21 protein-coding genes and 1 riboswitch are annotated in these 23353 nt (G+C 69.0%); of the genes, 12 read left to right on the forward strand and 9 right to left on the reverse strand.

The window, feature by feature from the left end:
* The first annotated feature begins 51 nt into the window (after positions 1-51).
* Positions 52-756 (forward strand): thiamine phosphate synthase, encoded by a 705-nt coding sequence (thiE, locus tag NL1_RS12175; protein ID WP_067838097.1) that lies wholly within the window; start codon positions 52-54, stop codon positions 754-756.
* Here the strand turns inward: thiE and NL1_RS12180 are convergent, their stop codons facing one another.
* Positions 757-1440, reverse strand: a complete 684-nt coding sequence (locus tag NL1_RS12180; protein ID WP_067838099.1) for an NUDIX hydrolase — start codon at positions 1438-1440, stop codon at positions 757-759.
* A 142-nt stretch (positions 1441-1582) separates the two neighbouring features.
* On the opposite strand from NL1_RS12180, the gene NL1_RS12185 reads away from it, so the two are divergent.
* From NL1_RS12185 to NL1_RS12195, 3 genes are read left to right on the forward strand one after another with little or no spacing between them, the layout of a single operon-like run.
* Positions 1583-2959, forward strand: a complete 1377-nt coding sequence (locus NL1_RS12185; protein ID WP_084510524.1) for a GlnX family signal transduction membrane protein — start codon at positions 1583-1585, stop codon at positions 2957-2959.
* Positions 2956-3936: a glutamate ABC transporter substrate-binding protein gene (locus NL1_RS12190; protein ID WP_067838104.1), complete on the forward strand. Its 981-nt coding sequence runs from the start codon at positions 2956-2958 to the stop codon at positions 3934-3936. Before NL1_RS12185 ends, NL1_RS12190 begins: the two co-directional genes overlap by 4 nt.
* 6 nt (positions 3937-3942) lie before the next feature.
* Entirely contained in the window at positions 3943-6471 is a 2529-nt protein-coding gene (locus NL1_RS12195; protein ID WP_245673197.1) for a serine/threonine-protein kinase PknG, read from the forward strand.
* 435 nt (positions 6472-6906) lie between these two features.
* Here the strand turns inward: NL1_RS12195 and NL1_RS12200 are convergent, their stop codons facing one another.
* A complete protein-coding gene (locus tag NL1_RS12200) occupies positions 6907-8115 on the reverse strand; it encodes an acetate kinase (RefSeq protein WP_067838188.1) in 1209 nt (402 codons plus the stop codon).
* Between the two features lie 107 nt (positions 8116-8222).
* Positions 8223-10295 (reverse strand): phosphate acetyltransferase, encoded by a 2073-nt coding sequence (gene pta / locus NL1_RS12205; protein ID WP_067838107.1) that lies wholly within the window; start codon positions 10293-10295, stop codon positions 8223-8225.
* 151 nt (positions 10296-10446) lie between these two features.
* Here pta and NL1_RS12210 point away from each other — a divergent pair, with 151 nt between their 5' ends.
* The 4 genes from NL1_RS12210 (at position 10447) to NL1_RS12225 (ending at position 12726) form a co-directional block, all read left to right on the forward strand.
* On the forward strand, positions 10447-10953 hold the full coding sequence (locus tag NL1_RS12210; RefSeq protein ID WP_067838110.1) for a nitroreductase/quinone reductase family protein: 507 nt from the start codon (positions 10447-10449) through the stop codon (positions 10951-10953).
* Between the two features lie 163 nt (positions 10954-11116).
* Entirely contained in the window at positions 11117-11566 is a 450-nt protein-coding gene (locus NL1_RS12215) for an RpiB/LacA/LacB family sugar-phosphate isomerase (protein WP_067838114.1), read from the forward strand.
* A gap of 72 nt (positions 11567-11638) precedes the next feature.
* Positions 11639-12274, forward strand: a complete 636-nt coding sequence (locus tag NL1_RS12220; RefSeq protein ID WP_067838117.1) for a type 1 glutamine amidotransferase family protein — start codon at positions 11639-11641, stop codon at positions 12272-12274.
* Positions 12271-12726 carry a MarR family winged helix-turn-helix transcriptional regulator gene (locus NL1_RS12225; protein ID WP_067838120.1) on the forward strand — a complete coding sequence of 152 codons (456 nt, stop codon included), beginning with the start codon at positions 12271-12273 and terminating at the stop codon, positions 12724-12726. Before NL1_RS12220 ends, NL1_RS12225 begins: the two co-directional genes overlap by 4 nt.
* Positions 12727-12735: 9 nt before the next feature.
* On the opposite strand, the gene NL1_RS12230 is transcribed toward NL1_RS12225, so the two are convergent.
* Positions 12736-13491, reverse strand: coding sequence for an HAD-IIA family hydrolase (locus tag NL1_RS12230; RefSeq protein ID WP_245673201.1), 756 nt, complete (start codon positions 13489-13491; stop codon positions 12736-12738).
* Between the two features lie 294 nt (positions 13492-13785).
* Between NL1_RS12230 and fgd the strand changes: the two genes are divergently transcribed.
* Positions 13786-14796 (forward strand): glucose-6-phosphate dehydrogenase (coenzyme-F420), encoded by a 1011-nt coding sequence (fgd, locus tag NL1_RS12235; protein ID WP_067838123.1) that lies wholly within the window; start codon positions 13786-13788, stop codon positions 14794-14796.
* Positions 14797-14871: 75 nt separating this feature from the next.
* On the opposite strand, the gene NL1_RS12240 is transcribed toward fgd, so the two are convergent.
* The 3 genes from NL1_RS12240 to NL1_RS12250 all read right to left on the reverse strand — a co-directional run bounded on the left by NL1_RS12240 (position 14872) and on the right by NL1_RS12250 (position 18893).
* Positions 14872-16104 carry a glycosyltransferase 87 family protein gene (locus NL1_RS12240; protein ID WP_245673198.1) on the reverse strand — a complete coding sequence of 411 codons (1233 nt, stop codon included), beginning with the start codon at positions 16102-16104 and terminating at the stop codon, positions 14872-14874.
* A gap of 280 nt (positions 16105-16384) precedes the next feature.
* Entirely contained in the window at positions 16385-17254 is an 870-nt protein-coding gene (locus NL1_RS12245; RefSeq protein ID WP_067838125.1) for an amidohydrolase family protein, read from the reverse strand.
* A 250-nt stretch (positions 17255-17504) separates the two neighbouring features.
* Complete coding sequence (locus tag NL1_RS12250) at positions 17505-18893, reverse strand: FAD-dependent oxidoreductase (protein WP_067838128.1); 1389 nt, start codon at positions 18891-18893, stop codon at positions 17505-17507.
* 375 nt (positions 18894-19268) lie between these two features.
* Between NL1_RS12250 and NL1_RS12255 the strand changes: the two genes are divergently transcribed.
* The 3 genes from NL1_RS12255 (at position 19269) to NL1_RS12265 (ending at position 21512) form a co-directional block, all read left to right on the forward strand.
* Positions 19269-19718 carry an Rv0361 family membrane protein gene (locus NL1_RS12255; RefSeq protein ID WP_067838131.1) on the forward strand — a complete coding sequence of 150 codons (450 nt, stop codon included), beginning with the start codon at positions 19269-19271 and terminating at the stop codon, positions 19716-19718.
* Positions 19719-19753: 35 nt separating this feature from the next.
* Positions 19754-19869, forward strand: a riboswitch (SAM riboswitch).
* Positions 19870-19884: 15 nt separating this feature from the next.
* Positions 19885-20301, forward strand: a complete 417-nt coding sequence (locus tag NL1_RS12260; RefSeq protein WP_067838134.1) for a rhodanese-like domain-containing protein — start codon at positions 19885-19887, stop codon at positions 20299-20301.
* A complete protein-coding gene (locus NL1_RS12265; RefSeq protein WP_067838196.1) occupies positions 20298-21512 on the forward strand; it encodes an O-succinylhomoserine sulfhydrylase in 1215 nt (404 codons plus the stop codon). Before NL1_RS12260 ends, NL1_RS12265 begins: the two co-directional genes overlap by 4 nt.
* Here the strand turns inward: NL1_RS12265 and NL1_RS12270 are convergent.
* Together NL1_RS12270 and NL1_RS12275 are read right to left on the reverse strand one after the other, a co-directional pair.
* Positions 21509-22498, reverse strand: coding sequence for an IS481 family transposase (locus tag NL1_RS12270; protein WP_067838199.1), 990 nt, complete (start codon positions 22496-22498; stop codon positions 21509-21511). The two genes, NL1_RS12265 and NL1_RS12270, sit on opposite strands and share 4 nt — an antisense overlap.
* Positions 22499-22605: 107 nt before the next feature.
* Entirely contained in the window at positions 22606-23337 is a 732-nt protein-coding gene (locus NL1_RS12275; RefSeq protein WP_067838137.1) for a hypothetical protein, read from the reverse strand.
* Between the last annotated feature and the right edge of the window lie 16 nt (positions 23338-23353).

The raw sequence follows: 23353 nt of genomic DNA on the forward strand, positions 1-23353 counted from the left end.
CGTCCCGCCTTCTGTTCGCATCCCCACGGTAGCGCGGCTACCGTCGAAGGCGTGCAACCCTCCCACCCGAACCGAACGCTGCCGCCACGGGAGCGCCTGGCTACCGCGCGGCTCTATCTGTGCACCGATGCCCGGCGCGAGAAGGGCGATCTGGCCAGGTTCGCCGAAGCCGCGCTCGCGGGCGGGGTCGACATCATCCAGCTCAGAGACAAGGGATCACCGGGCGAGGCCGAATTCGGCCCGATGGAAGCCAAGGCGGAACTCGGCGCGCTCGCCGAGCTGAAAGCCGCGACCCGCAGGCACGGCGCGCTCCTCGCGGTGAACGACCGCGCCGACATCGCGCTCGCCGCGAACGCCGACGTGCTGCACCTCGGTCAGGGCGACCTGCCGCCCTGGTACGCGCGCCGCATTCTCGGGCCGGACGTGGTGATCGGCCGGTCGACGCACAACCGCGCCCAGGCCGGGCTCGCCGCCATCGACGAGCACATCGATTACTTCTGCACCGGCCCGGTGTGGTCCACCCCGACCAAGCCGAGCCGCCAGGCTGCGGGCATCGACCTGATTCGCTCGACCGCCGACGCGCATCCGACCCGGCCCTGGTTCGCCATCGGCGGGATCGATCAGGAGCGGCTGCCCGAGGTGCTCGCGGCGGGCGCCAACCGGATCGTGGTGGTCCGCGCCATCACCGAGGCCCGCGATCCCGAGGCCGCCGCCCGCGAACTCAAGTCCGCGCTGCTGGCCAACGCCAGGCCGTAGTCAGGCCAGGACCTGTCCCCTGGTCACCGAGAGCACCTCGACCGGGGACGGCAGTTCCGCGGTGGCCTGCTCCTCGGTCGCCGCGTCGACGATCCGTGCGACGCCGCCGGGGCCTTCCGGATCGGAGTGCAGCCAGATGAACCCCTGATCGGCGAGATCGACCGTGCGCGGGAGAGCCTCGGCAACGGCTCGCGAGTCGTCGAGCTCGGTGAGGCTGACGCGGGCCGGGACGGCGCGCAGGGCGGGCCAGGCCACGGCGAAACCGGGGTGCAGCGGCCGCGCCTCGACCTCGTCCTCCGGCACCCAGGCCAGTTCGGTGCTCTCCCGGTTGGCGCTGGTCGGCAAGGTCATCACCGCGTCGGCGATCACCGTGGTGTAGGTCCAGCCGCTCAGCGCGGAGGCCGTGATGCGTTCCGCGCGCACCCGGACGTCGGCGGGATGGATGCCCGCCTCCTCCCATGCCTCGCGCACCGCCGCGTGCACCGGGGTCTCGTGACTGTCGCGCGCACCGCCCGGCAGCGCCCAGGTGCCGCCCTGATGACTCCACGGGGCGCGATGCTGGAGCAGCACCGCCGAGCCGCCCGCCGCAAGCGGCGCGCGCAGCAACAATCCGGCAGCGCCGAACTTGCCCCAGTGCTTCAGGCCGTCCGGACCTCGCGACCACCCGTCACCATCACCGCGCATCGCTAACCATCCTCATCCAGCCGCGGTCGTGTTCGCATCGCAGGCACCCCATGAGGGGGTGTTTCACACGCCACGGCACCGGTAGGACCACAATAAACTGCGACTAAGGCGCACAGGTTGGGCGCAGACCCGGAGGTGGACCATGGCTCGGACCGAGCAGCTGGCGGCCGCGCGGCCGCCGTCGGTCGCCGCCGACCATGCGCGCAAACACCTCGGCGCCGCGTCCGCCGCGTCCGTCCGCGAGCACCTCGACCCCGCCAACGTGCGGTCCTTCGCGAAGTCTTCGCCGGGCCGGCTGCTTGCCCTCGCATTGCTGCTCATCGGCCTGTGCCTGACCGCGGGCGGGGTGACCGCGTCGATGGTGAGCGATCGCCAAGAGGCGCTGCGCATTCTGCTCGACGACACCGAGCCGGACTCGCACTCCGCACACCGCCTCTACACGTCGCTGTCCATCGCCGACGCCGCCGCGAGTACCGCCTTCATCGCGGGCGGCGTTGAGCCGGAAACGGTGCGCGACAGGTACTCCCAGGCGGTCGGCGAGGCGGCGGCCGAGCTGGTCATCCAGTCCGGGCACACCGCGGGGCACGCCGACGAGAGCGCCGACGTACGGCTGCGGACCGGCATCGCGACCGGACTGCCGGTCTACTCCGGCTTGATCGAAACCGCGCGCACCAGCAATCGCAGCGGCTATCCCGTCGGCGCGGCCTATTTGAGCGAAGCGTCGAACCAGATGCAGACCACCCTGCTGCCGATGGCCGAGGAACTCCAGGATCACCGTTCGGAGGCCGTGAACGCCGCGCAGCGCGCCCACGTCCGTCCGCCGTGGACGGCGATCGGCCTGCTGATTCTGACGTTGGCCGCGCTGGTGTGGGCGCAGACCCAGCTGGCGAGGAAGTGGCGGCGCACCTTCAACGTCGGCCTGCTGCTGGCCTCCGCCGCGATGCTCGCTCTCTTGGCATGGACGGTGGTCGCGGGATCGGTGTCGGCCACCGCGATGATCAACGGTCGCGACGACGGGGCGGTGCCCGCCTCCCGGCTCATCGAAGGCCGCATCCTCACCCAGCAGGCACGCACGGCGGAGACGCTGAAACTGGTGCGCCGCGACGCGACCGGCGACTACGACCGCACCTACGACATCGGCATCGCCCGCCTCGCCGACCTGCTCGACGGCTACCCGAATGCCGCTCCCGCCGGCGAGGACGTCGCGAATGCCCGTGCCGCACTGGACCGTTGGCGGGCCTCGCACCAGCGGACCAACGAGGCGCTGGCGCGCGGCGATTTCGTGGGAGCGGCCGCGGTGGCCACCGGACCGGGCGCGGAACAGTCCACCGCGCACGTCGACGCGCTCGACCGCTCGCTCGACAGCGGCATCACCGAGACGCGAAACGCCTTGCGCGAGGAGATCTCCCAGGCCGTCCTTGTGCTCGACTTCCTGGCCACCGGCGCCATCGTGCTCGGCATCGTCGCCGCCGCCTACGTCGGCCTCGGCCTGTGGCCCCGACTACGGGAGTACCGATGACCACCGCACGCGGCCTGCTGGCCGCCGCACTGACCGCCACCGCCTTGCTCAGCGGCTGCGCGACAGGTCCCGACCCCGCCGACAACGTCGAGATCGGCACCTACACCGAGCCGCCGCTGCCCGCGAAAGCCAGTCCGGTGCAGACCGATGCGCCGCTGCCGAGCGGCGTCGAACCGCAGTGCGGCGACCCGACCGCCAGCCTGCGACCCACCGGTTCCGGCCGGGCCGCCAGCGGCCCCACCATCGACGCCATCCGGGCCCGCGGCCGGTTGCTGGTCGGCCTGGACACCGGCAGCAACCTGTTCAGCTTCCGCGATCCGCTCAGCGGCACCATCTCCGGCTTCGACGCCGACATCGCCCGCGAGATCGCGCGCGACCTGCTCGGCAGCCCGGACCTCATCGAATTCCGCAGCCTCAACTCGGCCGATCGGGAACAGGCGCTGCAGAACCGCGCGGTGGACGTGGTCGCCAAGACCATGACCATCACCTGCGAGCGGCGCACCAAGGTCGAGTTCTCGACCGTCTACCTGCTGGCCCAGCAGCGGGTGCTGGCCATGAAGAACTCCGGCATCACCGGCATCGCCGATCTCGCGGGCAAGCGGGTGTGCGTGGTGCCCGGCACCACCTCGCTGGACCGCATCCGCCTCCAACAGCCCGCCGCCACCATCCTGACCGTGCCGACCTGGGCCGACTGCCTCGTGGTGCTACAGCAACGGCAGGTCGACGCGGTGAGCACCGACGACCCGATCCTGGCCGGTCTGGCCGCCCAGGACCCGTACACCGAGTTGGTCGGCGAAAGCATCGCCGCCGAGCCGTACGGCATCGGCATCCCCAAGGAAGCCGATGATCTGGTGCGTTTCGTCAACGGCACGCTGGAGCGGCTGCGCACCGACGGCACCTGGAGCCGGATCTACAGCCGGTGGCTGGCCACCCTTGGCCCGCCGCCGGATCCGCCCGCTCCCACGTATCAGGACTGAGGGGCGATGACGACGCGATACCAACCGTTCCCGCGACCGGACGACAGCGATCAGCCCGCGGGTGGTTCCGGACCTTCCGGCTCGGAATCGGAAGAGGCCGAAGCGCCGCCGACCATCCGCTGGTCCGATCCGCTCCACGACCGACCGGACCAATCATCCAGCGGTACAGCACATTCGGATGACAACTCACAGGGCACGCAGCGGAACCCGGCGTCCTCGCGCGCCGGCGACGAGCACACCCAGTCGATCGGGCGCGGGACCGAGTCCGACGAACCACCCGACACCATGGCGGCCGTCGAACCACCGGGCACGATTGCCGCCGCCCAACCACTGGGCACCGAGATCGGCGACGACACCCGGCGTCCCGAACCGGATTCCGGTGCGGCACTGCGCTCCTCGGGCCGCAGCGTGCGCACCGCGTGGTCGCGGCCCTCGGTCCGCAGGCTCGGCGGCGGCTTGGTACCGATCCCGGCGGTGCCGCCCGCGGACCCGATGTCGGCGGTGCTCACCGATCCGGTGGTCGCCGAGGGCAGGCGCTTCTGCTGGCGCTGCGGCAATCCCGTCGGCCGGGCGACCGCGGTGCGCCCGGCGACGACGGCGGGCACCTGCGAGACCTGCGACGCGCCTTACGATTTCCGTCCGTCGCTGCACCCGGGCGACATGGTCTCCGGCCAGTACGAGATCCAGGGCTGCCTGGCGCACGGCGGCCTCGGCTGGATCTACCTCGCGATCGACCGCAATGTCAGCGACCGATGGGTGGTGCTGAAGGGCCTGCTGCACGCGGGCGACGCCGAGGCGCAGGCGGTGGCGGCGGCCGAGCGCGAATTCCTCGCCGAGGTAGCCCATCCCAGCATCGTCAAGATCCACAATTTCGTCGAGCACCCCGGCCCGGACGGCTCCCCGATCGGCTACATCGTGATGGAGTACGTCGGCGGGCGTTCGCTGCGCGCGGTGCTGGACACCTACGAGCGGCCCGCCCGGATGCCGGTCGCCGAGGCGATCGCCTACGTGCTGGAGATCCTGCCCGCGTTGGACTACCTGCATTCGGCCGGCCTGACCTACAACGACCTCAAGCCCGACAACATCATGATCACCGAGGACCAGGTCAAGCTGATCGACCTCGGCGCGGTGTCCACCATCGAGGCATACGGAAACCTGTACGGCACCAGGGGATTCCAGGCACCGGAGATCGCCAGGACCGGACCGACGGTGGCCTCCGACATCTACACCGTCGGGCGCACGCTGGCCGTGCTCACCCTGAACATGCCCATGGAGCATGGCCGCTACCTGGACGGCATCCCCGATCCCGCACAGCATCCCGTGCTGGAACGCTACGAGTTCTTCCACAGGCTGCTGCTCACCGCGACCGATCCGGACCCGGCGCGCCGGTTCGGCTCGGCCCGTGCGATGGCCGCCCAGCTGGCGGGCGTCCTGCGCGAAATCCTCGCGCTGGACACCGGCGCCGAACATCCACAGTTGTCCACAGTGTTCAGTCCACAGCGCGCCAGCTTCGGCACCGACGAACTGATCAGTCAGACCGACGCCTACGCCGACGGTATCGGCCGCAGCAGCCTGGTGCCCGCCGCGGATATCGCCGCGGCGCTACCGATTCCGCTGACAGACCCGGCCGATCCGTCCGCTCCCCTGCTGGCCGCCGCCGTGCACCCGGAACCGAGACAGGCGCTGGAGGCCCTCCACGAGGCGCGCGAACGCGCCGCGGCCGACCCCGAGAACACCCCGGAGACTTGGGCTCTGGAACTCCCCCTCGCCGAGACCAGGCTGCGGCTGGACATGGGCGAACCGGCCACGGCGCTGTATCTGCTGTCCCGAATCCCGGCCTACAACTGGCGCATCGACTGGTTCACCGGGCTCGCGGAGCTCCAGGAGCACAACTACGAGCAGGCGTTCGCCGCCTTCGAGGCGGTGCTGCACGTGCTGCCCGGCGAGATCGCACCCAAGCTGGCCCTCGCCGCGACCGCCGAACTGGTGCTCCAGCACTGGGATTCGGAGGATCCGGAACAGTGGCGGGCGTACGCGGAGAAGTTCTACGGCACCGTATGGCGCACCGATCGCGCGGTCGTGAGCGCGGCCTTCGGGCTGGCCAGGCAGCTGGCGGCGGCGGGGCGGGTCGAGGCCGCGGTGGACGCGCTCGACGAAGTCCCCGCGACCTCGCGCTCTTACGCCACCGCACGAATGACCGCGGTGCTCTTGCTGCTCACCGCTTCTCCGGTGGACCAGCTCGACGAGTCGACGCTGCACGTGGCGGCCTCGCGGGTGCAGACGCTGCCCGCCGGTGAGGGCCGCGCGCTGCAGATGCGGGTGCTCGTCCTCGGCGCCGCGCTGGCCTGGCTGCAAGCGGGGAACACCCCGAAACGCCCCAATGCCAAGCTGTTCGGCGCCGGGTTCACCGAACGGGATCTGCGCGGCGGCACCGAATCGGGCCTGCGCGCCCTCGCCCGCCACGCACCCGGTCGCAACCACCGCTACGCCCTCGTCGACCTCGCCAACACCATTCGCGCCCACACCTGGTTCTGACCCGAGAAAACCCGGCCGCTGCGGCGGAACAGCGGCCGGGCCGGATCCGGGCGCGGGAGCAGTCGGCAGCCGGGAAGGTCCCGCGGGCCGCGCCGGTCCGGGGGCAGCCGGAGCGGCTGTGGGAGGCGAGGGCATCGCTCCCGACGGACCGCGGGGCTCCTCGGATACCTGGCGACCCCGATCCGCTTCCATGCTGGCGCGGTGACCATGAGGATTCCGTGAGGTTTTCTAGAGCGCACGGCCGCCGGGATGAAAGCGCGGCCGGGTGAACCAGTCTCGCGCGCTCCGCTGCGCGAGCAGGCAGACAACCGCGACTCCCTCGATGGTGGCCTGTACGAGCCATTCAAGATCATCGGAGGGCAGGTGGCAAGCGTTGCGCTACCTACCCTGGCCTACGCGAGAAAAGGTGCGGTTCTATGGGTTTCGCCCGATCGGCTACCGCTCCGAAACCACCTGCCGGGCGGCGCGGGCGATGGCGAGTTCCTCGTTGGTCGGCACCACCAGGACCGCGACCGGCGCATCGGGCGGGGAGATTCGCCGGGCGGAGCGGTCGGCGGCCGTGTTGCGCGCCGGGTCGACCTCGATGCCGAAACCGGACAGACCGGCCAGCGCGTCGGCGCGGACCTTGGGGCTGTTCTCACCGACTCCCGCGGTGAAGGTGATGGCGTCGACGCCGCCCAGCTCGATCAGATACGCACCGAGGTAGCGGCGCAGCCGATGGATGTAGACGTCGTAGGCGAGCCGGGCCGCGGCGTCGCCCGTGTCGATCAGCCGCTGCAGTTCGCGGAAGTCGTTGACCCCGGACAGGCCCTTGATGCCGGAGTTGCGGTTGAGGAGTTCCTCGATCCGGTCGACGTCGAAGTGCGCCGAACGCACCAGGTGACCGATGATGCCGGGGTCGATGTCCCCGCCCCGCGTGCCCATGACGAGGCCTTCCAGCGGCGTCAGACCCATGCTGGTGTCGATCGGCCTACCGCCGCGGATCGCCGACGCGGACGCACCGTTGCCGAGGTGGAACACGATCTGGCGCAAGGTTTCCGGGTCGCGATCGAGCACCTCCGCGACCCGGCCGGACACGTATTCGTGCGAGGTGCCGTGGAAGCCGTACCTGCGGATGCCGTGCGCGGCGGCGACTTTCGCATCGATGGCGTACGTCCTCGCCGCCTCGGGCAGGCCGTGGAAGAAGGCGGTGTCGAAGACGGCGACCTGCGGCACACCGGGCAGCAGCTCCCTGGTGCTCTCGATGCCGGTGACATTGGCCGGATTGTGCAGCGGGGCAAGGGCGGACAGCTTCGAGATCTCCTCGACCACTTCATCGGTGATCAGCGTCGGCTCGTAGAAGACCTCACCGCCGTGCACCACCCGGTGCCCGACCGCCCGCACGCCCGCGCCCGCGAGGTCGTGGCCGGTCTCGGCGAATACGTCGAACACCAACTGCAGCCCGGCCTTGTGGTCGGCGATCGCCTCGGTGCGCTCGACGGTGCGGCCCGCGGCGCGGTGCTCGACGGCGCCCTCCCGTTCCCCGATCCGTTCCACCAGACCGGAGGCCGCCACCGCCCCCGCCTCCGGGTCGAGCAGCTGGTACTTGATGGACGAGGAGCCGGAATTGATCACCAACACAAGGTCATCGGCCGCGTTGCTCATCATGCCTCCTGCGTCTTCTTGCGACCTCGCACCGGCCTGGTGCGCGGTCCCTACCCGCGGCAACCCCGCTCACCGCACCTTTGTTCCTGACAGGCGAGTGCGAAGATTCACTGCCCCTGCGCCTGGATGGCGGTGATCGCCACGGTGTTGACGATGTCGGCGACCAGCGCGCCGCGCGAGAGGTCGTTGACCGGCTTGCGCAGTCCCTGCAGCACCGGGCCGATCGCGACCGCGCCCGCGCTGCGCTGCACCGCCTTGTAGGTGTTGTTGCCGGTGTTGAGATCCGGGAACACGAATACCGTGGCCCGCCCGGCCACCTCGGAGTCGGGCAGTTTCGTATCGGCGACCGTCGGCTCGATGGCCGCGTCGTACTGAATCGGGCCCTCCACCAACAGTTCCGGGGCGCGCTCGCGGACCAGCTTGGTCGCCACCCGCACCTTGTCCACATCGGCTCCGCTGCCGGATTCGCCGGTGGAGTAGGACAGCATCGCGATCTTCGGGTCGATGCCGAATCGCGCGGCGGTCTGCGCGGAGGAGATCGCGATATCGGCCAGCTGCTCCGAACTCGGGTCGGGGACGACGGCGCAGTCGCCGTAGGCGAGCACCCGGTCGGCCAGGCACATGAGGAACACACTGGAGACGGTGGCGACGCCGGGCACCGTCTTGATGATCTCGAACGAGGGCCGGATGGTGTGCGCGGTGGTGTGGGCCGCGCCCGAGACCATGCCGTCGGCGATGCCCTTGTGGACCATCATGGTGCCGAAATAGGAGATGTCGGAGACGGTTTCGCGGGCTCGCTCCAGAGTCATGCCCTTGTGCTTGCGCAACTCGGTGTACTCGGCCGCGAATTCGTCGAGGTAGCCGGAGGTGCGCGGGTCGAGCACCTCGGCTTCGGAGATGTCGACGCCGAGTTCGGCGGCGCGCGCCCGGATGGCGGACTCGTCGCCGAGGACGACCAGATCGGCGATCTTGCGCTGCAGCACCCGGCCCGCCGCGCGCAGGATGCGGTCGTCGTTGCCCTCGGGCAGCACGATTCGCTTGCGATCGGCCCTGGCCTGCTCGATCAGCTGGTATTCGAACATCTGCGGGGTGACAACGGAGCTGCGCGGAACACTGATGCGCCGCAACAACTCCGGCGCGTCCACGTGCTGCTCCATCAGGGCGAGTGCGGTGTTCACCTTGCGCGGGTTGCCCGCCGACATCCGGCCCCGCGTGCGGTAGGCGGCGCTCGCCGTGTCGTAGGTGCCCAAGTCGGTGGTGAGGATCGGCAGCTTCTGTTTCAGGCCCGCCATCAGGCGCGCGACCGCGGGATGCGGCAGCATGCCGCCGTTCATGATGATGCCCGACAGCGAGGGAAAGCCCTCGGCCTCATGGGCGTTCACCACGCTGAGCAGCACGTCGGAGCGGTCGCCCGGCGCGATCACCACGACGCCGTCGACCAGCCGCTCCAGGATGTGCTCGGCCGTCATGCCGCCGACCATGACCTCCAGTGCCTCGCGCTGCAGCAGTTCGTGGTCGCCGCTGTACATTTCGCCGCTCACCGCCTCGCACAGCTCGGCCATCGTCGGCGCGATCAGCAACGGCACCTCCGGCAGCGACCAGGATGGGACGGCGAAATCGCCCAGCACGGAACAGATTTCCTTCAACGCATCCGGATCGCAGCGGTTCGCGACGATCGCGACCAGTGCCGCGTGCTCCTGATGTAGTTCGCTCGCGCACAACTCGGCCAGCTGCCTGATCTCGGCCGGGGTGCGGTCGGAGCCGCGCACCACAAGCAGCACCGGCGCGCCCAGGTTCACCGCGATCCTGGCGTTGAAGCGCAGCTCGCTCGGGCTGGCCACGTCGGTGTAGTCGCTGCCGATCACCACCACCGCGTCGCAGACCTTGGCCACCTCGTGGAAGCGCATCACGATCTCGCTGATAGCGGCGTCCGGATCGGCGTGCACCTGGTCGTAGGTGACGCCGACGGCCTGGGAGTAGTCGATGTCCGCGGTGCTGTGCTCTAGCAGCAGCTCCAGGATGTAGTCGGGCTCGGTGGTCGAGCGGGTGATCGGCCGGAACACCCCGACCCTGGCGGTGGTGGCGCACAGCATCTGCAGCACGCCGAGCGCGACCGTCGACTTCCCGGTGTCGCCCTCCGGCGAGGCGATGTAGACGGTGGAGGGAGCGGATTCGACCATGATCCCGAGCTTAGTGAGCCGACACGCCGAGGCCCGGCCAACCGATGGCAAATATTCGGGAAATCACGTTCGATCGCCGAGGGGATGATCCGGGCTTGTCGGGCGACGCGGGCACTCCGCCGAACCCGGTCCCGCCGGTATATTCCGGCCCATGACGACGCAGTTCCCGGACCGGCAGTGGGGTTCGCGCACCAATCTTCTGTCCCGTGTGGCGAACAAGTTCGCCGCGACCAAGCCGGGATCGTGGGTGATTCGCAAGATCACGCCGCTGGATCGCCAGGTGCTGGAACGTACCGACGCCAAGTACACGATTCTGGGACCGATCGGCGCACCGGTCATCCTGCTGACCACCACGGGCCGCAAATCAGGACAGCCACGCACCCAGCCGCTGCTGTACGTGCACGACGGCGACACCCTGTACGTCATCGGCAGCAACTTCGGCCAGGCGCACCACCCCGCCTGGACCGCCAACCTGCTCGCCGATCCGACCGCGACCGTCGCCATCGCGGGCGAACGCATCCGGGTCACCGCGACGCCGGTCGAGGGCGCCGCCAAGGAACCGATCTTCCAACGGTTCGTCGAGGTGACCGGCGCGTACGCCGCCTACCGCGACCGAACCAGCCGCGATCTGCGAATCTTCGCGCTGACCCGCGCCTGATCCGGCCGGGCGCTGCCTTGCAGGCTTCGCAGCCCGTCTTCACGCCTCGCAGCCGCTACAACCTGTGCGAAGCGTCGACAAGGTATGCGAAGTGCGGTCGTCCGCGAACTGGTCTCAGCTTCGAGCTGGTCCGGGGATACGTGCGGCGTCCTATCGTGGTGACATGCGGATCTCGGTGGCGGCGGACGAGTACGTCGGCGTGGCAAAGGAACTGGTAGAGGAGCTGGGCAGGCGCGGATTCGGCGGCGTGCTGACGCATGGTGCGCTGTCGGAGACCGAGCGGGACGACTGGGCATGGGCCAGCGAGGCCGCGGCGCGGGACGTCGCCGAGGGGCGCGCCGATCAGGCGATCGTGTGCTGTTGGACCGGCACCGGCGCGTCCATTGCGGCCAACAAGGTGGCAGGCATCCGCGCCGCGCTGTGCGGCGACGCCGCGACCGCGGCGGGCGCGCGCAAATGGAACGACGCGAATGTGCTTGCGCTGAGCCTGCGTTCGACCTCGGCGGCCGAGCTCACCGAGATTCTCGACGCCTGGTTCGCGGGCGAGCCGAGCGCGGACGCGGCCGACCGGGCCAATATCGCGCATCTGACCAAGATCGAGCGGGGGCACTAGAACCACGGCCGTGCGCGCCGTGGCGCCGGGGACCTGTTGACAGCATGCTGTCAAATATGACAGGATACTGTCATGGCAACGAAGACAGTGCACACCGCGATCTACGACACCCTCGCCGACTGGGAGGTTGGAGCCGCCACCGCCCACATCAACAATCCGGCCTGGCAGGTCGCGCCCGGCACTTTCCAGGTCAAGACGGTCGGACTCACTCGCGAACCGATCACCACCAAGGGCGGCATGCGCATCACGCCCGATCTGGCGCTGGACGAACTGTCCCCCGCCGAGAGCGCGATGCTCATCCTGCCGGGCGCGGACACCTGGATGACCGGCGAACTCACGCCGTTCGCACGCAAGGCGCGCGAATTCCTCGACGCGGGCGTGCCGGTCGCGGCCATCTGCGGCTCGACCTTCGGCCTGGCCAAGGAGGGCCTGCTGGACGACAAGGCGCACACGAGCAATGTCGCCGAGTTCCTCGTCTACAGCGGCTACGCGGGCGCGGACCGCTACGTCGAGCAGCCCGCGGTGACGGACGGCAACGTCGTCACGGCCTCGGCGACGGCGCCGTTCGAGTTCGCCCGCGAGGTGCTCGGACTGCTCGGCGTCTACGAGCCGCACATCCTGGACGCCTGGTATCGGCTCTACGCGCACAACGACCCGGCGGCCTACGCGGAACTCGACGCCTACGACAACGCCGCATCGCGAGCATGACGGAATCACCGGCGCAGGAGTTGTTCAGCACGGCCGCGATCACCTCGTTCCGGCTCAACGGCCAGTTCCTCGCCATCGCCGAGGAACTGGCCAAGCCCGCCGGGCTGACCGCGGCGTGGTGGCAGGTTCTCGGCGCGGTGCTGCGCGAACCGCTGCCGGTGGCGGGCATCGCGCGCGCCATGGGCATCACCCGCCAGAGCGTCCAGCGCATCGCGGACCTGTTGGTGGACAAGGGACTCGCCGAGTACCGCCCGAACCCCGCGCACCGCCGCGCCAAGCTGGTCGCCGTCACCGACGAGGGCCACGCCGCCATCGGGCGCATCAATCCCCGGCACGCGGTCATCGCCGACCGGCTCGCCGCCGAACTCGGCATGGACGAATTCACCCGGATCGTCGAGGCGGTGACCCGGCTATCGGCCGCGGTCGACGCGATCACCGAACGCGAGGACTGACGGATTCGGTCAGTCGAACGGCTTGTGGGTGCGCCCGACCAGGTCCGCGACCGAATCGATGACGCTCGTCGGGCGGTACGGGTACTGCTCGACGGAGGCGCGGGTCGAGATGCCGCTGGTCACCAGGATGGTGCGCATGCCGGCCTCCAGTCCGGAGATGACGTCGGTGTCCATGCGGTCGCCGATCATCACGGTGGACTGCGAGTGTGCGCCGATGCGGCGCAGCGCCGAACGCATCATGAGCGGGTTGGGCTTGCCGACGTAGTACGGCTCGCGGCCGGTCGCACGGGTGATCAACGCGGCGACCGAGCCGGTGGCAGGCAGCACGCCCTCGCGGGACGGTCCGGTGGCGTCCGGGTTGGTGGCGATGAAACGGGCGCCGCGTTCGACCAACCGGATGGCGGTGGTGATGGCCTCGAAGGAATAGGTGCGGGTCTCGCCGAGCACGACGTAGTCGGGGTCGCTGTCGGTCAGCACGTACCCGATCTCGTGCAGCGCGGTGGTGAGCCCGGATTCGCCCACCACGTAGGCGGTTCCGTTGGGGCGCTGATCGTCGAGGAAGGTGGCGGTGGCGAGTGCGGAGGTCCAGATGGCCTCCTCCGGGATGTCGAGCCCGGACTTGCGCAACCGCGCCTGCAGATCGCGGGGTGTGCGGATCGAGTTGTTGGTGAGCACGAGGAACGGCGTCTCGTTGGCGCGCAATTCGGCGAGGAAATCGTCGGCGCCCGGCACCAGGTGCTCCTCGCTCACCAACACCCCGTCCATATCGGTCAGGTAGGACAGGATCGGCTCGTTGTCTGCGGTCACCAGACAATTGTCCGTTATCGCGGCACGGAAGGCAGCGGACCCGGCGCAGATGCGGCCGGTCACACACTCCTTCGCCACCGTGACTATCGTCGAAGCAGGCCGCGCGAGACCCCTGATCGCGCGTGCCCGTCCGTCCGATGCGGCGGGGCGATCCCGCTCGGCACAGGGGATGCGGCACCGATCGGCGCGTCCGAACGACCGACGGGATGCGGAAATCCGCATCCGCACAGCGAAGCGACAGGAGTGGCGCACATGGGTGATCTGAAGCTCGGATACAAGGCGTCTGCGGAACAGTTCGGACCGCGTGAACTGGTGGAGATCGCGGTGCTCGCGGAGGAGCACGGCCTGGACAGCGCCACGGTGAGCGACCACTTCCAGCCCTGGCGGCACAAGGGCGGGCACGCACCGTTCTCGCTGGCCTGGATGGCCGCGGTCGGCGAGCGCACCAAGCGTATCCAGCTCGGCACCTCGGTCCTCACGCCGACCTTCCGGTACAACCCCGCGGTGATCGCGCAGGCCTTCGCCACCATGGGCTGCCTGTACCCGAACCGCGTCATGCTCGGCGTCGGCACCGGCGAGGCGCTCAACGAGATCGCCACCGGCTACACCGGCGAATGGCCGGAATTCAAGGAGCGTTTCGCCCGGCTGCGCGAGTCGGTGGAGCTGATGCGCGCGCTGTGGACGGGCGATCGCGTCGACTACGACGGCCAGTACTACCGGACCGTCGGCGCGTCCATCTACGACGTGCCCGAGGGCGGCATCCCGATCTACATCGCCGCGGGCGGACCGCTGGTGGCGCGCTACGCGGGCCGCGCGGGCGACGGCTTCATCTGCACCTCCGGCAAGGGCATGGACCTCTACACCGAGAAGCTGATGCCCGCCGTCGCCGAGGGCGCCGCCAAGGCCGACCGCACCGTCGACGACATCGACAGGATGATCGAGATCAAGATCTCCTACGACACCGATCCCGAACTGGCGCAGGAGAACACGCGCTTCTGGGCGCCGCTCTCGCTGACCGCCGAGCAGAAGCACAGCATCACGGACCCGATCGAAATGGAAGCCGCCGCCGACGCCCTGCCCATCGAGCAGATCGCCAAGCGCTGGATCGTCGCCAGCGACCCCGACGAAGCCGTCGCCCAGATCCAGCCCTACCTGGACGCGGGCCTCAACCACCTGGTCTTCCACGCCCCCGGCCACGACCAGCGCCGCTTCCTCGACCTCTTCCAGCGCGACCTCGCCCCCCGCCTCCGCAAGCTCGGCTAGGCCCAGCTCGCAGAAGTTCCACACGCTTCGCAGGGGCTACAACCTCTGCGAGGCGTGCGAAGACTCTGCGAAGGCCTACTTCAGCGAGGCGTGCTGATCGCCGCATCCAGTGACGCTGCGGCGGCGGATCAGGAGGGCAGCTGCGCCCAGCATCACCAGGTACGCGATCACGTAGGCGTTCATCAGCACCGGCGCGATCGTCCAGGACGGGGGCAGCAGGAAAACGCCCACGCTCACCCAGGTTTCGCTCCAGTGGTAGGTCCAGCTGCCGATCGAGAAGTAGAGGACGGCCGCGGCGATCCACCAGCGCGGGTTGGACTGCGCACGGTGCACCAGGTAGACGAGCAGGGGAACGAACCACACCCAGTGGTGGCCCCAGGAGAACGGGGAGACCGCGCACGAGGTCAGGCCCGCGAGGGTGACCGAGAGGAGCCGTTCGCCGTTCCTGTGCAGCGCGGTGGCGAGGACCAGACCGATGACCAGCACGGGCAGCGCGAGGAGCAGCCACAGCCACATCGGCGCGGGGCCGTGCGTCAGGTGAGCGATGACACCGCGCAGTGATTGGTTGGCGGGATGGGTGTCCGGGGCGATGCGCCCGGACTGGAAGAAGGTCGAGGTCCAGTATTTGCGGGAATCGGCGGGCAGCACGAACCAGGTGAGCACGACGGAGGCGAAGAAGGTCAGCGCCGCCGTGCTCGCCGAGCGCCATTGCCGCGACGCGAGCAACTGGACGACGAAATAGAGCGGCACGAGTTTGATGCCCGCGGCGATGCCGACACCGATACCGCGGAGTCTGCTGCGATCCTCGCGCGAGAAATCCCAGAGCACGAGCAGCATGAGGATGAGATTGATCTGCCCGTAGAACAGTGTGGTGCGGACCGGCTCGATGAAGGTGCAGGTGAGCGCGAGCAGGGCGCTGCCGGCGGCCAGGCGCCCGGTGAACCGGTAGCCGAGCAGCCGCCAGCTCATCATGATGCAGCCGAACAGCACACCGAGGTTGAGGGTCAGCCAGGTGGGGCTGAGGTAGTGCCAGGGTATGAGGTTGGTCGGCAGGAAGACGATCGCCGAGAACGGGGTGTAGGTGTAGAGCAGCCCGCGCAGGGTGGGCTCGGTGTAGAGGGGCTGGTCGTGCAGGATGCGCCAGGCGCCGTCCCGATAGACGTGCACGTCGAGCCCGCCCACCAGGATGCCCGCCTTGTCCAGCCACGGATCGACGGTGGTGAAGATCAGCGTCACCGCGGCGATCGCGCAGGTGAGCAGGAGGAGCAACGTCGCGTTGGTCGGCGCTGCGACGGGCCGGGTGTTCACGCAGGCGGGCGCTCGCACGGAGCCCGGTCTTCGAGGTGCCCGCGACGAAGGAGAATGTCTGTGCACAGCCGTGTTGGAGCTGTGCCGATGCAACTGACCGATGCCTGCGTCGTGGCGGTCCCCCGTGTCCACGGGGGCTTCACAGCGACGTTCGTTACCGAGCCTCATCGACTTCGACCATAACGGCCGCCGTCCGGACGGTATCGGCCGAGTCGATGGACCTATCCCTGCACGGCAGCGGATTCGGGTTCGGGTCGCGCAGATCAGCTGCAGCGCAGGATCATTCGATCGCGGGGAACGGAATCGTATCCGCCGGTTCGATTCTCGGCAGTTCGTCGCGGCGCAGCGGGAGGGTCGGCTGCTCGGTGCGGTGCAACGGCAGCGTCGGGGCTGGGTCGTTCGTCGGACGCTCCCTGGCCGGGAGGCGGTAGAAGGAGCGGGCGTTGTCCTCCAGGACCGCGTACATGTCGACGCCGACCACGTCGCAGATCAGATCGACGTCCGAATCCCGGAACGGCCGTCCGGCGCGGGTGCCGGGCAGGTCGGTGCCGAACATCAGCGCCTGCGGGTTGACGGCGTGGATGCGGCGCAGGGTGTCGGCGACGTTCATCGCGACCCGCCCGAACCCGGTGGCCTTCACGCGGGCGCCGCGATCGACGAGGTCGAGCAGGTACGGCAAGCCCTCCTCGGACATGCCGAGGTGATCGACCGACAGGGCGGGCAGCTTGGAGATCACCGGCTGCAGCGACGCCAGCATCTGGCCGTCCATGTACAGCTCGACGTGCCAGCCGACGAGCTCGTGGGCGCGCAGGGCCTGCAAGGTCATCTGGGTGATGTCGGCGGCGGCGCGCTTGAGGTTGAAGCGCAGCGCGCGCACGCCGACGCGATCGAGTTCGACGATCTCCTCGTCGGAAGCGTCCAGGTCGAGCCGGGTCACCCCGACCCATCCCTCGCCGAGCTCGGCCAGCGCCGCCTTCAAATAGGCCTGGTCGGCCCCCTGGAACGACGCGCTGACCACGGCCCCGCCGCCGATGTCGAAGCGGGACATGCGCTTTCGATAGTCGGCGATGGTGTACGGGTCGGGCAGGTAGCCCTCGTTCTCGATCAGCGGATACCGCGGATCGATGATGTGGACATGGGCATCGAACACTTGTACAGAATGCCAGGGGCGGGTGAACCTTGCCACGGGGAGGTTCTCCGGATGAGTACCTGAAACGGAAAGACGGGGGCTGCTCGTGCGCCGTCTACGCACAGGCTCACCCGCCCCCGGCAGGTGCTCATGTGCGAGAGGTGCTCATGTGCGGCAGGTGTTCATGTGCGTAGAGGGCACACAAGCAACCTGGTCTTATCCGTTGGCAGGTGCTCATATGGAGAACCACACCATGCGCAGGTAAACCTGCTCACACCTTGTGCGGCTCGCTGGCGCGGAGCATGTCTTCGCGCTCCACCACCTTGACGCGCTCGCGGCCCTCGGGCTCGCCGAGTGCGCGCTCGTGGGCGTCGAGGCGGTACCAGCCCGCCCAGGTGGTGAACGGGATGCCCTTGCCCTCGAGGAACTCGGTGACGGCCTGCGGGTCCGGGTTCTCCGCCGGGACGAAGCCGGGGGCGTCGTCGAGCAGGCAGGCGATGGTCTCGTTGGCGTCGCCCTTGGTGTGGCCGATCAGGCCGACCGGGCCGCGCTTGATCCAGCCGGTCACGTACGTGCCGGGCAGGTAGCGGGCCGGGCCGTCGGCGTTCTCGTCGGCGATGACGCGACCGGCCTCGTTGGGCACGGTGCCCGCCTGGTCGTCGAACGGCAGCTGGTGGATGTTCTGCGACAGGTAGCCGACGGCGCGGTAGATCGCCTGCACGTCCCAGTCCTTGAACACCCCGGTGCCCTTGACGTTGCCGGTGCCGTCGAGCTGGGTGCGCTCGGTGCGCAGACCGACGACCTTGCCGTCCTCGCCGAGCACCTCGGCCGGGGACTCGAAGAAGTGCAGGAACAGCTTGTGCGGGCGATCGCCCTGGTCGCGGATGGCCCACTGCTCGAGGGTGTTGGCGACCATGTCGACCTGCTTGGAGTGCCGGCGCGCGGCTTCCGAACCCTCGTCGTAGTCGATGTCCTCCGGATCCACGATGACCTCGATGGTCGGGGAATGATCCAGCTCGCGCAGCTCCAGCGGGGTGAACTTCGCCTGCGCCGGACCACGACGCCCGAACACGTGCACCTCGACGGCCTTGTTCTGCTTGAGGCCTTCGTAGACGTTCGGCGGGATCTCGGTCGGCAGCAGCTCGTCACCGGTCTTGGCCAGCACGCGCGCCACGTCCAGCGCCACGTTGCCGACACCGAGCACCGCGACCTTCTCCGCGTCCAGCGGCCACGAGCGCGACACGTCGGGGTGCCCGTCGTACCAGGACACGAAGTCCGCCGCACCGTAGGAGCCGTCCAGGTCGATGCCGGGGATCGGCAGCGCACGGTCGGCGTTGGCGCCGGTGGAGAAGATCACCGCGTCGTAGAAGCGACGCAGGTCGTCGAGGGTGATGTCGGTGCCGTAGTCGATATTGCCCAGCAGCCGCACCTGCTCCTTGTCGAGCACCTTGTGCAGGGCGGTGATGATGCCCTTGATCCGCGGATGATCCGGCGCCACGCCGTAGCGGATCAACCCGAACGGAGCGGGCATACGCTCGTACAGGTCGATGCTCACGTCGGCATCGGACTTCATCAACGCATCGGCGGCGTAGATCCCGGCCGGTCCTGCGCCCACGATCGCAATGCGGAGCGGGCGGGTCGCTGCACTCTGTTCGGTCATCTCTTACGCGCACCCTTATGGTCGAAACGTTCAATGGCGTCCGGCTTAGCTTAGGCTAAGTTGACGGACCGCTTGGTTGCACCCGGCACTACGAGCACTGGTGATGCTGGCTCGTGACTCCACGGTCCCCAGGTCGCTGCGACGGTGAGCTGCCATTTACCTATGACAGCAGGTCTCAATCTCGCGATTCTATCGGTGCTGCCGGTGGTCGCCCGCGCCGGTGCGGTGAACCGAATGGTTGCCCACATGCGCAGCCTCCCTACCGGACGGCCCCCTTCTCCACGATAGCGACACCGAACGGGCCGCTCAGGGGCCCGCGCGGGCCGCACCGGGGCCGAGCGTCGGATACCCCCGCCGACCAGGGATGATCGATCCATGACCGAGCAGCAATCCCCCGACGAAGGCGAACCGATCGAGGTCGATCAGACCGACAAGCGCTCCATGGTGCCGTTCCTGGGCGCGGCCGTGCTGGCCGTCGTCGTGCTGGTGGCCATCGGGCTCGGCGGCGTGCTCTCGCCCGCTGAGAAAAATGTCACAGAGGCCGAGAAGATCGCGGGCGCCGTCGGCAATTTCGTCGAGGGCGCCAACAACACCGATATGGTGCCGCCGCCCGGCACGGGCTGCCCCGATTTCGACCCCGCGAAGTCGCCGTTGGCCGGACAGGAAGGCGTCGGCAAGACAATCGAACTCATCGCCGTCACCGATCAGACCCTCAACGGTGATCGGGCCAAGGCCACGGTGACCACGAAGGTCGACGGCAAGGAGTCCACCACGACCTGGAACCTCACCCGGTCGGACGGCAAATGGCTGGTCTGCAATGTTTGACACGGTGACCTCGGTGCAGGCAATCTCAGTCCCTAGGTCATGAGAACCAGCGCCAAGCCCCGGCTCAGCTGGTCGGCAACCCTCCTCCGCGGTGGGGTGCTCCGGGTGACGACCTGGCCGCGCACCGAACCAGGTGCGGCAAGTGCGGATTCACAGGAGGTTCGAGATGAGTTATGCCGGTGACATCACCCCGCAGCAGGCGTGGGAAGTGTTGCGCGACAACCCCGCCGCCGTCCTGGTGGACGTGCGCACCGAAGCGGAATGGCGCTTCGTCGGAGTGCCCGACACCAGTTCGATCGAGCGGCCCACCGTGCTGATCGAGTGGGTGGACGGCACCGGCGCGCGCAACGCGGAGTTCACCGAGCAGCTGAGCAAGACGCTGGAGGGCCGCGACCCGGAGGCGCCCGTCGTCTTCTTGTGTCGTTCGGGCCAGCGCTCGGCGCACGCCGCCACCGTCGCCACCCAGCTCGGCATCGGGCCCTCCTACAACGTGATCGAGGGCTTCGAGGGCTCGCTCGACGCGTCCGGACATCGCGGCGCCACCGGCTGGCGCGCCACCGGCCTGCCGTGGAGGCAGTCGTGATCACCGGCGGCGCGTTCGACAAGCCGCTGCCCGAGGGCGTCGGTCCCGCCACCCTCGGCGTGCGCGGTGGCCTGCGCCGCTCCGGCTTCGAGGAGACCTCCGAGGCGCTGTACCTCACCTCCGGCTTCGTCTACGAGAGCGCGGAGGCGGCCGAGGCGGCGTTCACCGGCGAGGTGGAGCACTTCGTCTACTCCCGCTACGGCAACCCGACGGTCGCCATGTTCGAGGAGCGTATCCGTCTGCTCGACGGCGCCGAGGCGGCTTTCGCGACCGCCAGCGGCATGTCGGCGGTGTTCACCGCGCTCGGCGCGCTGCTGAAGGCGGGCGATCGGCTGGTGGCCGCGCGCAGCCTCTTCGGATCCTGCTTCGTGGTGTGCAACGAGATCTTGCCGCGCTGGGGCGTGGAAACGGTGTTCGTCGACGGTGAAGACCTCGACCAGTGGGAGCAGGCGCTGTCGGTGCCGACCACCGCGGTGTTCTTCGAGACCCCGGCCAACCCCATGCAGACGCTGGTCGACGTGCGCCGGGTCACCGAGCTCGCGCACGCCGCGGGCGCGAAAGTGGTGCTGGACAACGTCTTCGCGACCCCGCTGTTGCAGAAGGGCTTCGAACTCGGCGCCGACGTCGTCGTGTACTCGGGCACCAAGCACATCGACGGCCAGGGCCGCGTCCTCGGCGGCGCCATCCTCGGCTCCCAGGAGTACATCGACGGACCGGTGAAGACGCTCATGCGCCACACCGGGCCCGCGCTCAGCCCGTTCAACGCGTGGACCCTGCTCAAGGGTCTGGAGACGATGCCGTTGCGCGTGCGCCACAGCACCGAATCCGCGCTGCGGATCGCGCGCTTCCTGGAGACCAACAAGGCGGTCAGCTGGGTGAAATACCCGTTCCTGGAATCGCATCCGCAGTACGACCTGGCGCGCGGCCAGATGTCCGGCGGCGGCACGGTGGTCACCTTCGAGCTGAACGCGCCCGCCGACGAGGGCAAGAAGCGCGCCTTCGAGGTCCTGAACCGCTTGCGCGTCATCGACATCTCCAACAACCTCGGCGACGCCAAAACCCTCATCACCCACCCGGCCACCACCACCCACCGCGCCATGGGCCCCGAGGGCCGCGCCACCATCGGCCTCTCCGACGGCGTAGTCCGCATCTCCGTCGGCCTCGAAGACGTCGAAGACCTCCTCACCGACCTCGACCACGCACTGAGCTAGGTGTACTGACCTGAGAGGTTAGGAACGCGGCTGGCTGGTGGGTGTCCGCCGAGTGCGGTGTGGCCGCGGTGGTGATTGTAGGTGTGCAACCAGGCTGGAAAGGCAGCGCAGCGTTCGTTGTCGCTGCGGTAGAGCCGGGTGTAGGCCCATTCGTCGGCCAGGGTGCGATGGAAGCGTTCGACTTTGCCGTTGGTTTGTGGCCGGTAGGGTCGGGTCCGTTTGTGGACTACCGGTCCGAGCGCGGCGGCGAAAGTGTGTGATCGATAGCAGGAGCCGTTGTCGGTCAACACTTTTCGCACTGTGATGCCGTTGCCGGCGAACCAGGCGGCGGCGCGGATCCAGAATCCAGCGGCGGTGTCTTTGCGTTCGTCGGGCAACAGCTCGCTGTAGGCCAATCGGGAATGGTCGTCCAGCGCGGTGTGCAAGTAGTGATAGCCGTGGCGTGGGTTGCCGTAGGCGTTGCTCTGACCGCTGGTCTTGTCGGCGCGGGAGTTGTGGTTGCCGACGGTCCGGCCGAGTTTGCGCCAGCCGCCGCCGTCGGGGACCTTGCCGAGTTTCTTGACGTCGACGTGCACCATATCGCCGGGATGGGCGTGCTCGTAGCGGCGTACGACCTGGCCGGTGGCGCGGTCGAGCCAGCGCAGCCGCGTCAGTCGGTAGCGAGTCAGAATCCGGTGCACCGTCGAGGGATTCAACCCCAGCAGATACCCGATCCGGGCTGGACCCCAGCGGCGCAGCAGGCGGACCTTGATGACGCGCCGCTCGGTCCGCGTCGGGGTCCGGTGTGGGCTGTGATGCGGGCGGCTGGGCCGGTCGGCCATGCCAGCGGCTCCGAATCGTCGGTAGCGGTCGGCCCACCGCCATGCAGTGGTGGCCGAGACCTGGAACCGTTCGGCTGCTCGTCGCAGCGACCAGCCGTCCTCGACGACACAACGAGCCAGCCGCAACCGGCCCAACTCCGACAACGGCGCATTACGGTGAGACACGAAGACCTCCGACAGGTGAACTGCTTTGCTTGGCAGCTCGCACTTCACCCGGAGGTCTTCGCCATGTCAGCTCGCCACGCCGTCACCAACGTCCGTGCTCAGTACAGCTAGCGCAGGGAGTAGCGGATCGGGGAGGAGACCGAGAGGTCTGCGAGTAGGCGGTCGCAGATGATGACCGGGGAGATGCCCGCGCGGGCCATCCGGGCGACGAGCGCCAATCTTCGCTCCGGCGTGTCCCATTCGACGGTCAGGGGTCCGCGGCCGGGGCCCGCGTCGACAGTCGCCATCACACGGGGCGGGCCGTACGGGACCGGTTCTTCGATCAGTTTCAGAACCATGCCGCGCTGCCAGGCGTGATAGGCGTCCATGTCGGCGCCGACCACCAGCTTGTCGGTGGCGGCGCACAGGCCCTGCGCGATCTCGTCGGCGACGGCGCCGCGATCGAAGTGGTGCCTGCGGCAGCGGCGCAGCACCTCGATCAGGTCGGCGCGGACCTCGCGCAGCAGCGCGCTCTGGCGTTGCCGCCGCCGATCCTGCTCCGAGGGAACTCCCGCGGGAGCTTTCAATCCGATCCGGCGGGCGCGGTCATTGTCACGCATCATGTCGGCGCGCAACGCGGCTCTGGGGTCGCGCTCGACTTCGCCCTCGTCGATCGCGAACTGCTCGAGAATTTGCGCGGCGCGGCACGCTGTCGCCCGGGCGGATTCGTGACTCATGAGCTCGGCGCCTAGCGTCAGGGCTGCGAGAACCATGCTGTCCAGCCTGCGTCTGGCCAACACGACCTCGCGCACGACGTCGAGTTCTAGTTGTTCGCGGGCAGGTGGGCGATCCAGGCCCATAGCCAACGCCCCTTAC

It is taken from the genome of Nocardia lijiangensis NBRC 108240, assembly GCF_001613045.1.
GTDB lineage: Bacteria > Actinomycetota > Actinomycetes > Mycobacteriales > Mycobacteriaceae > Nocardia > Nocardia lijiangensis.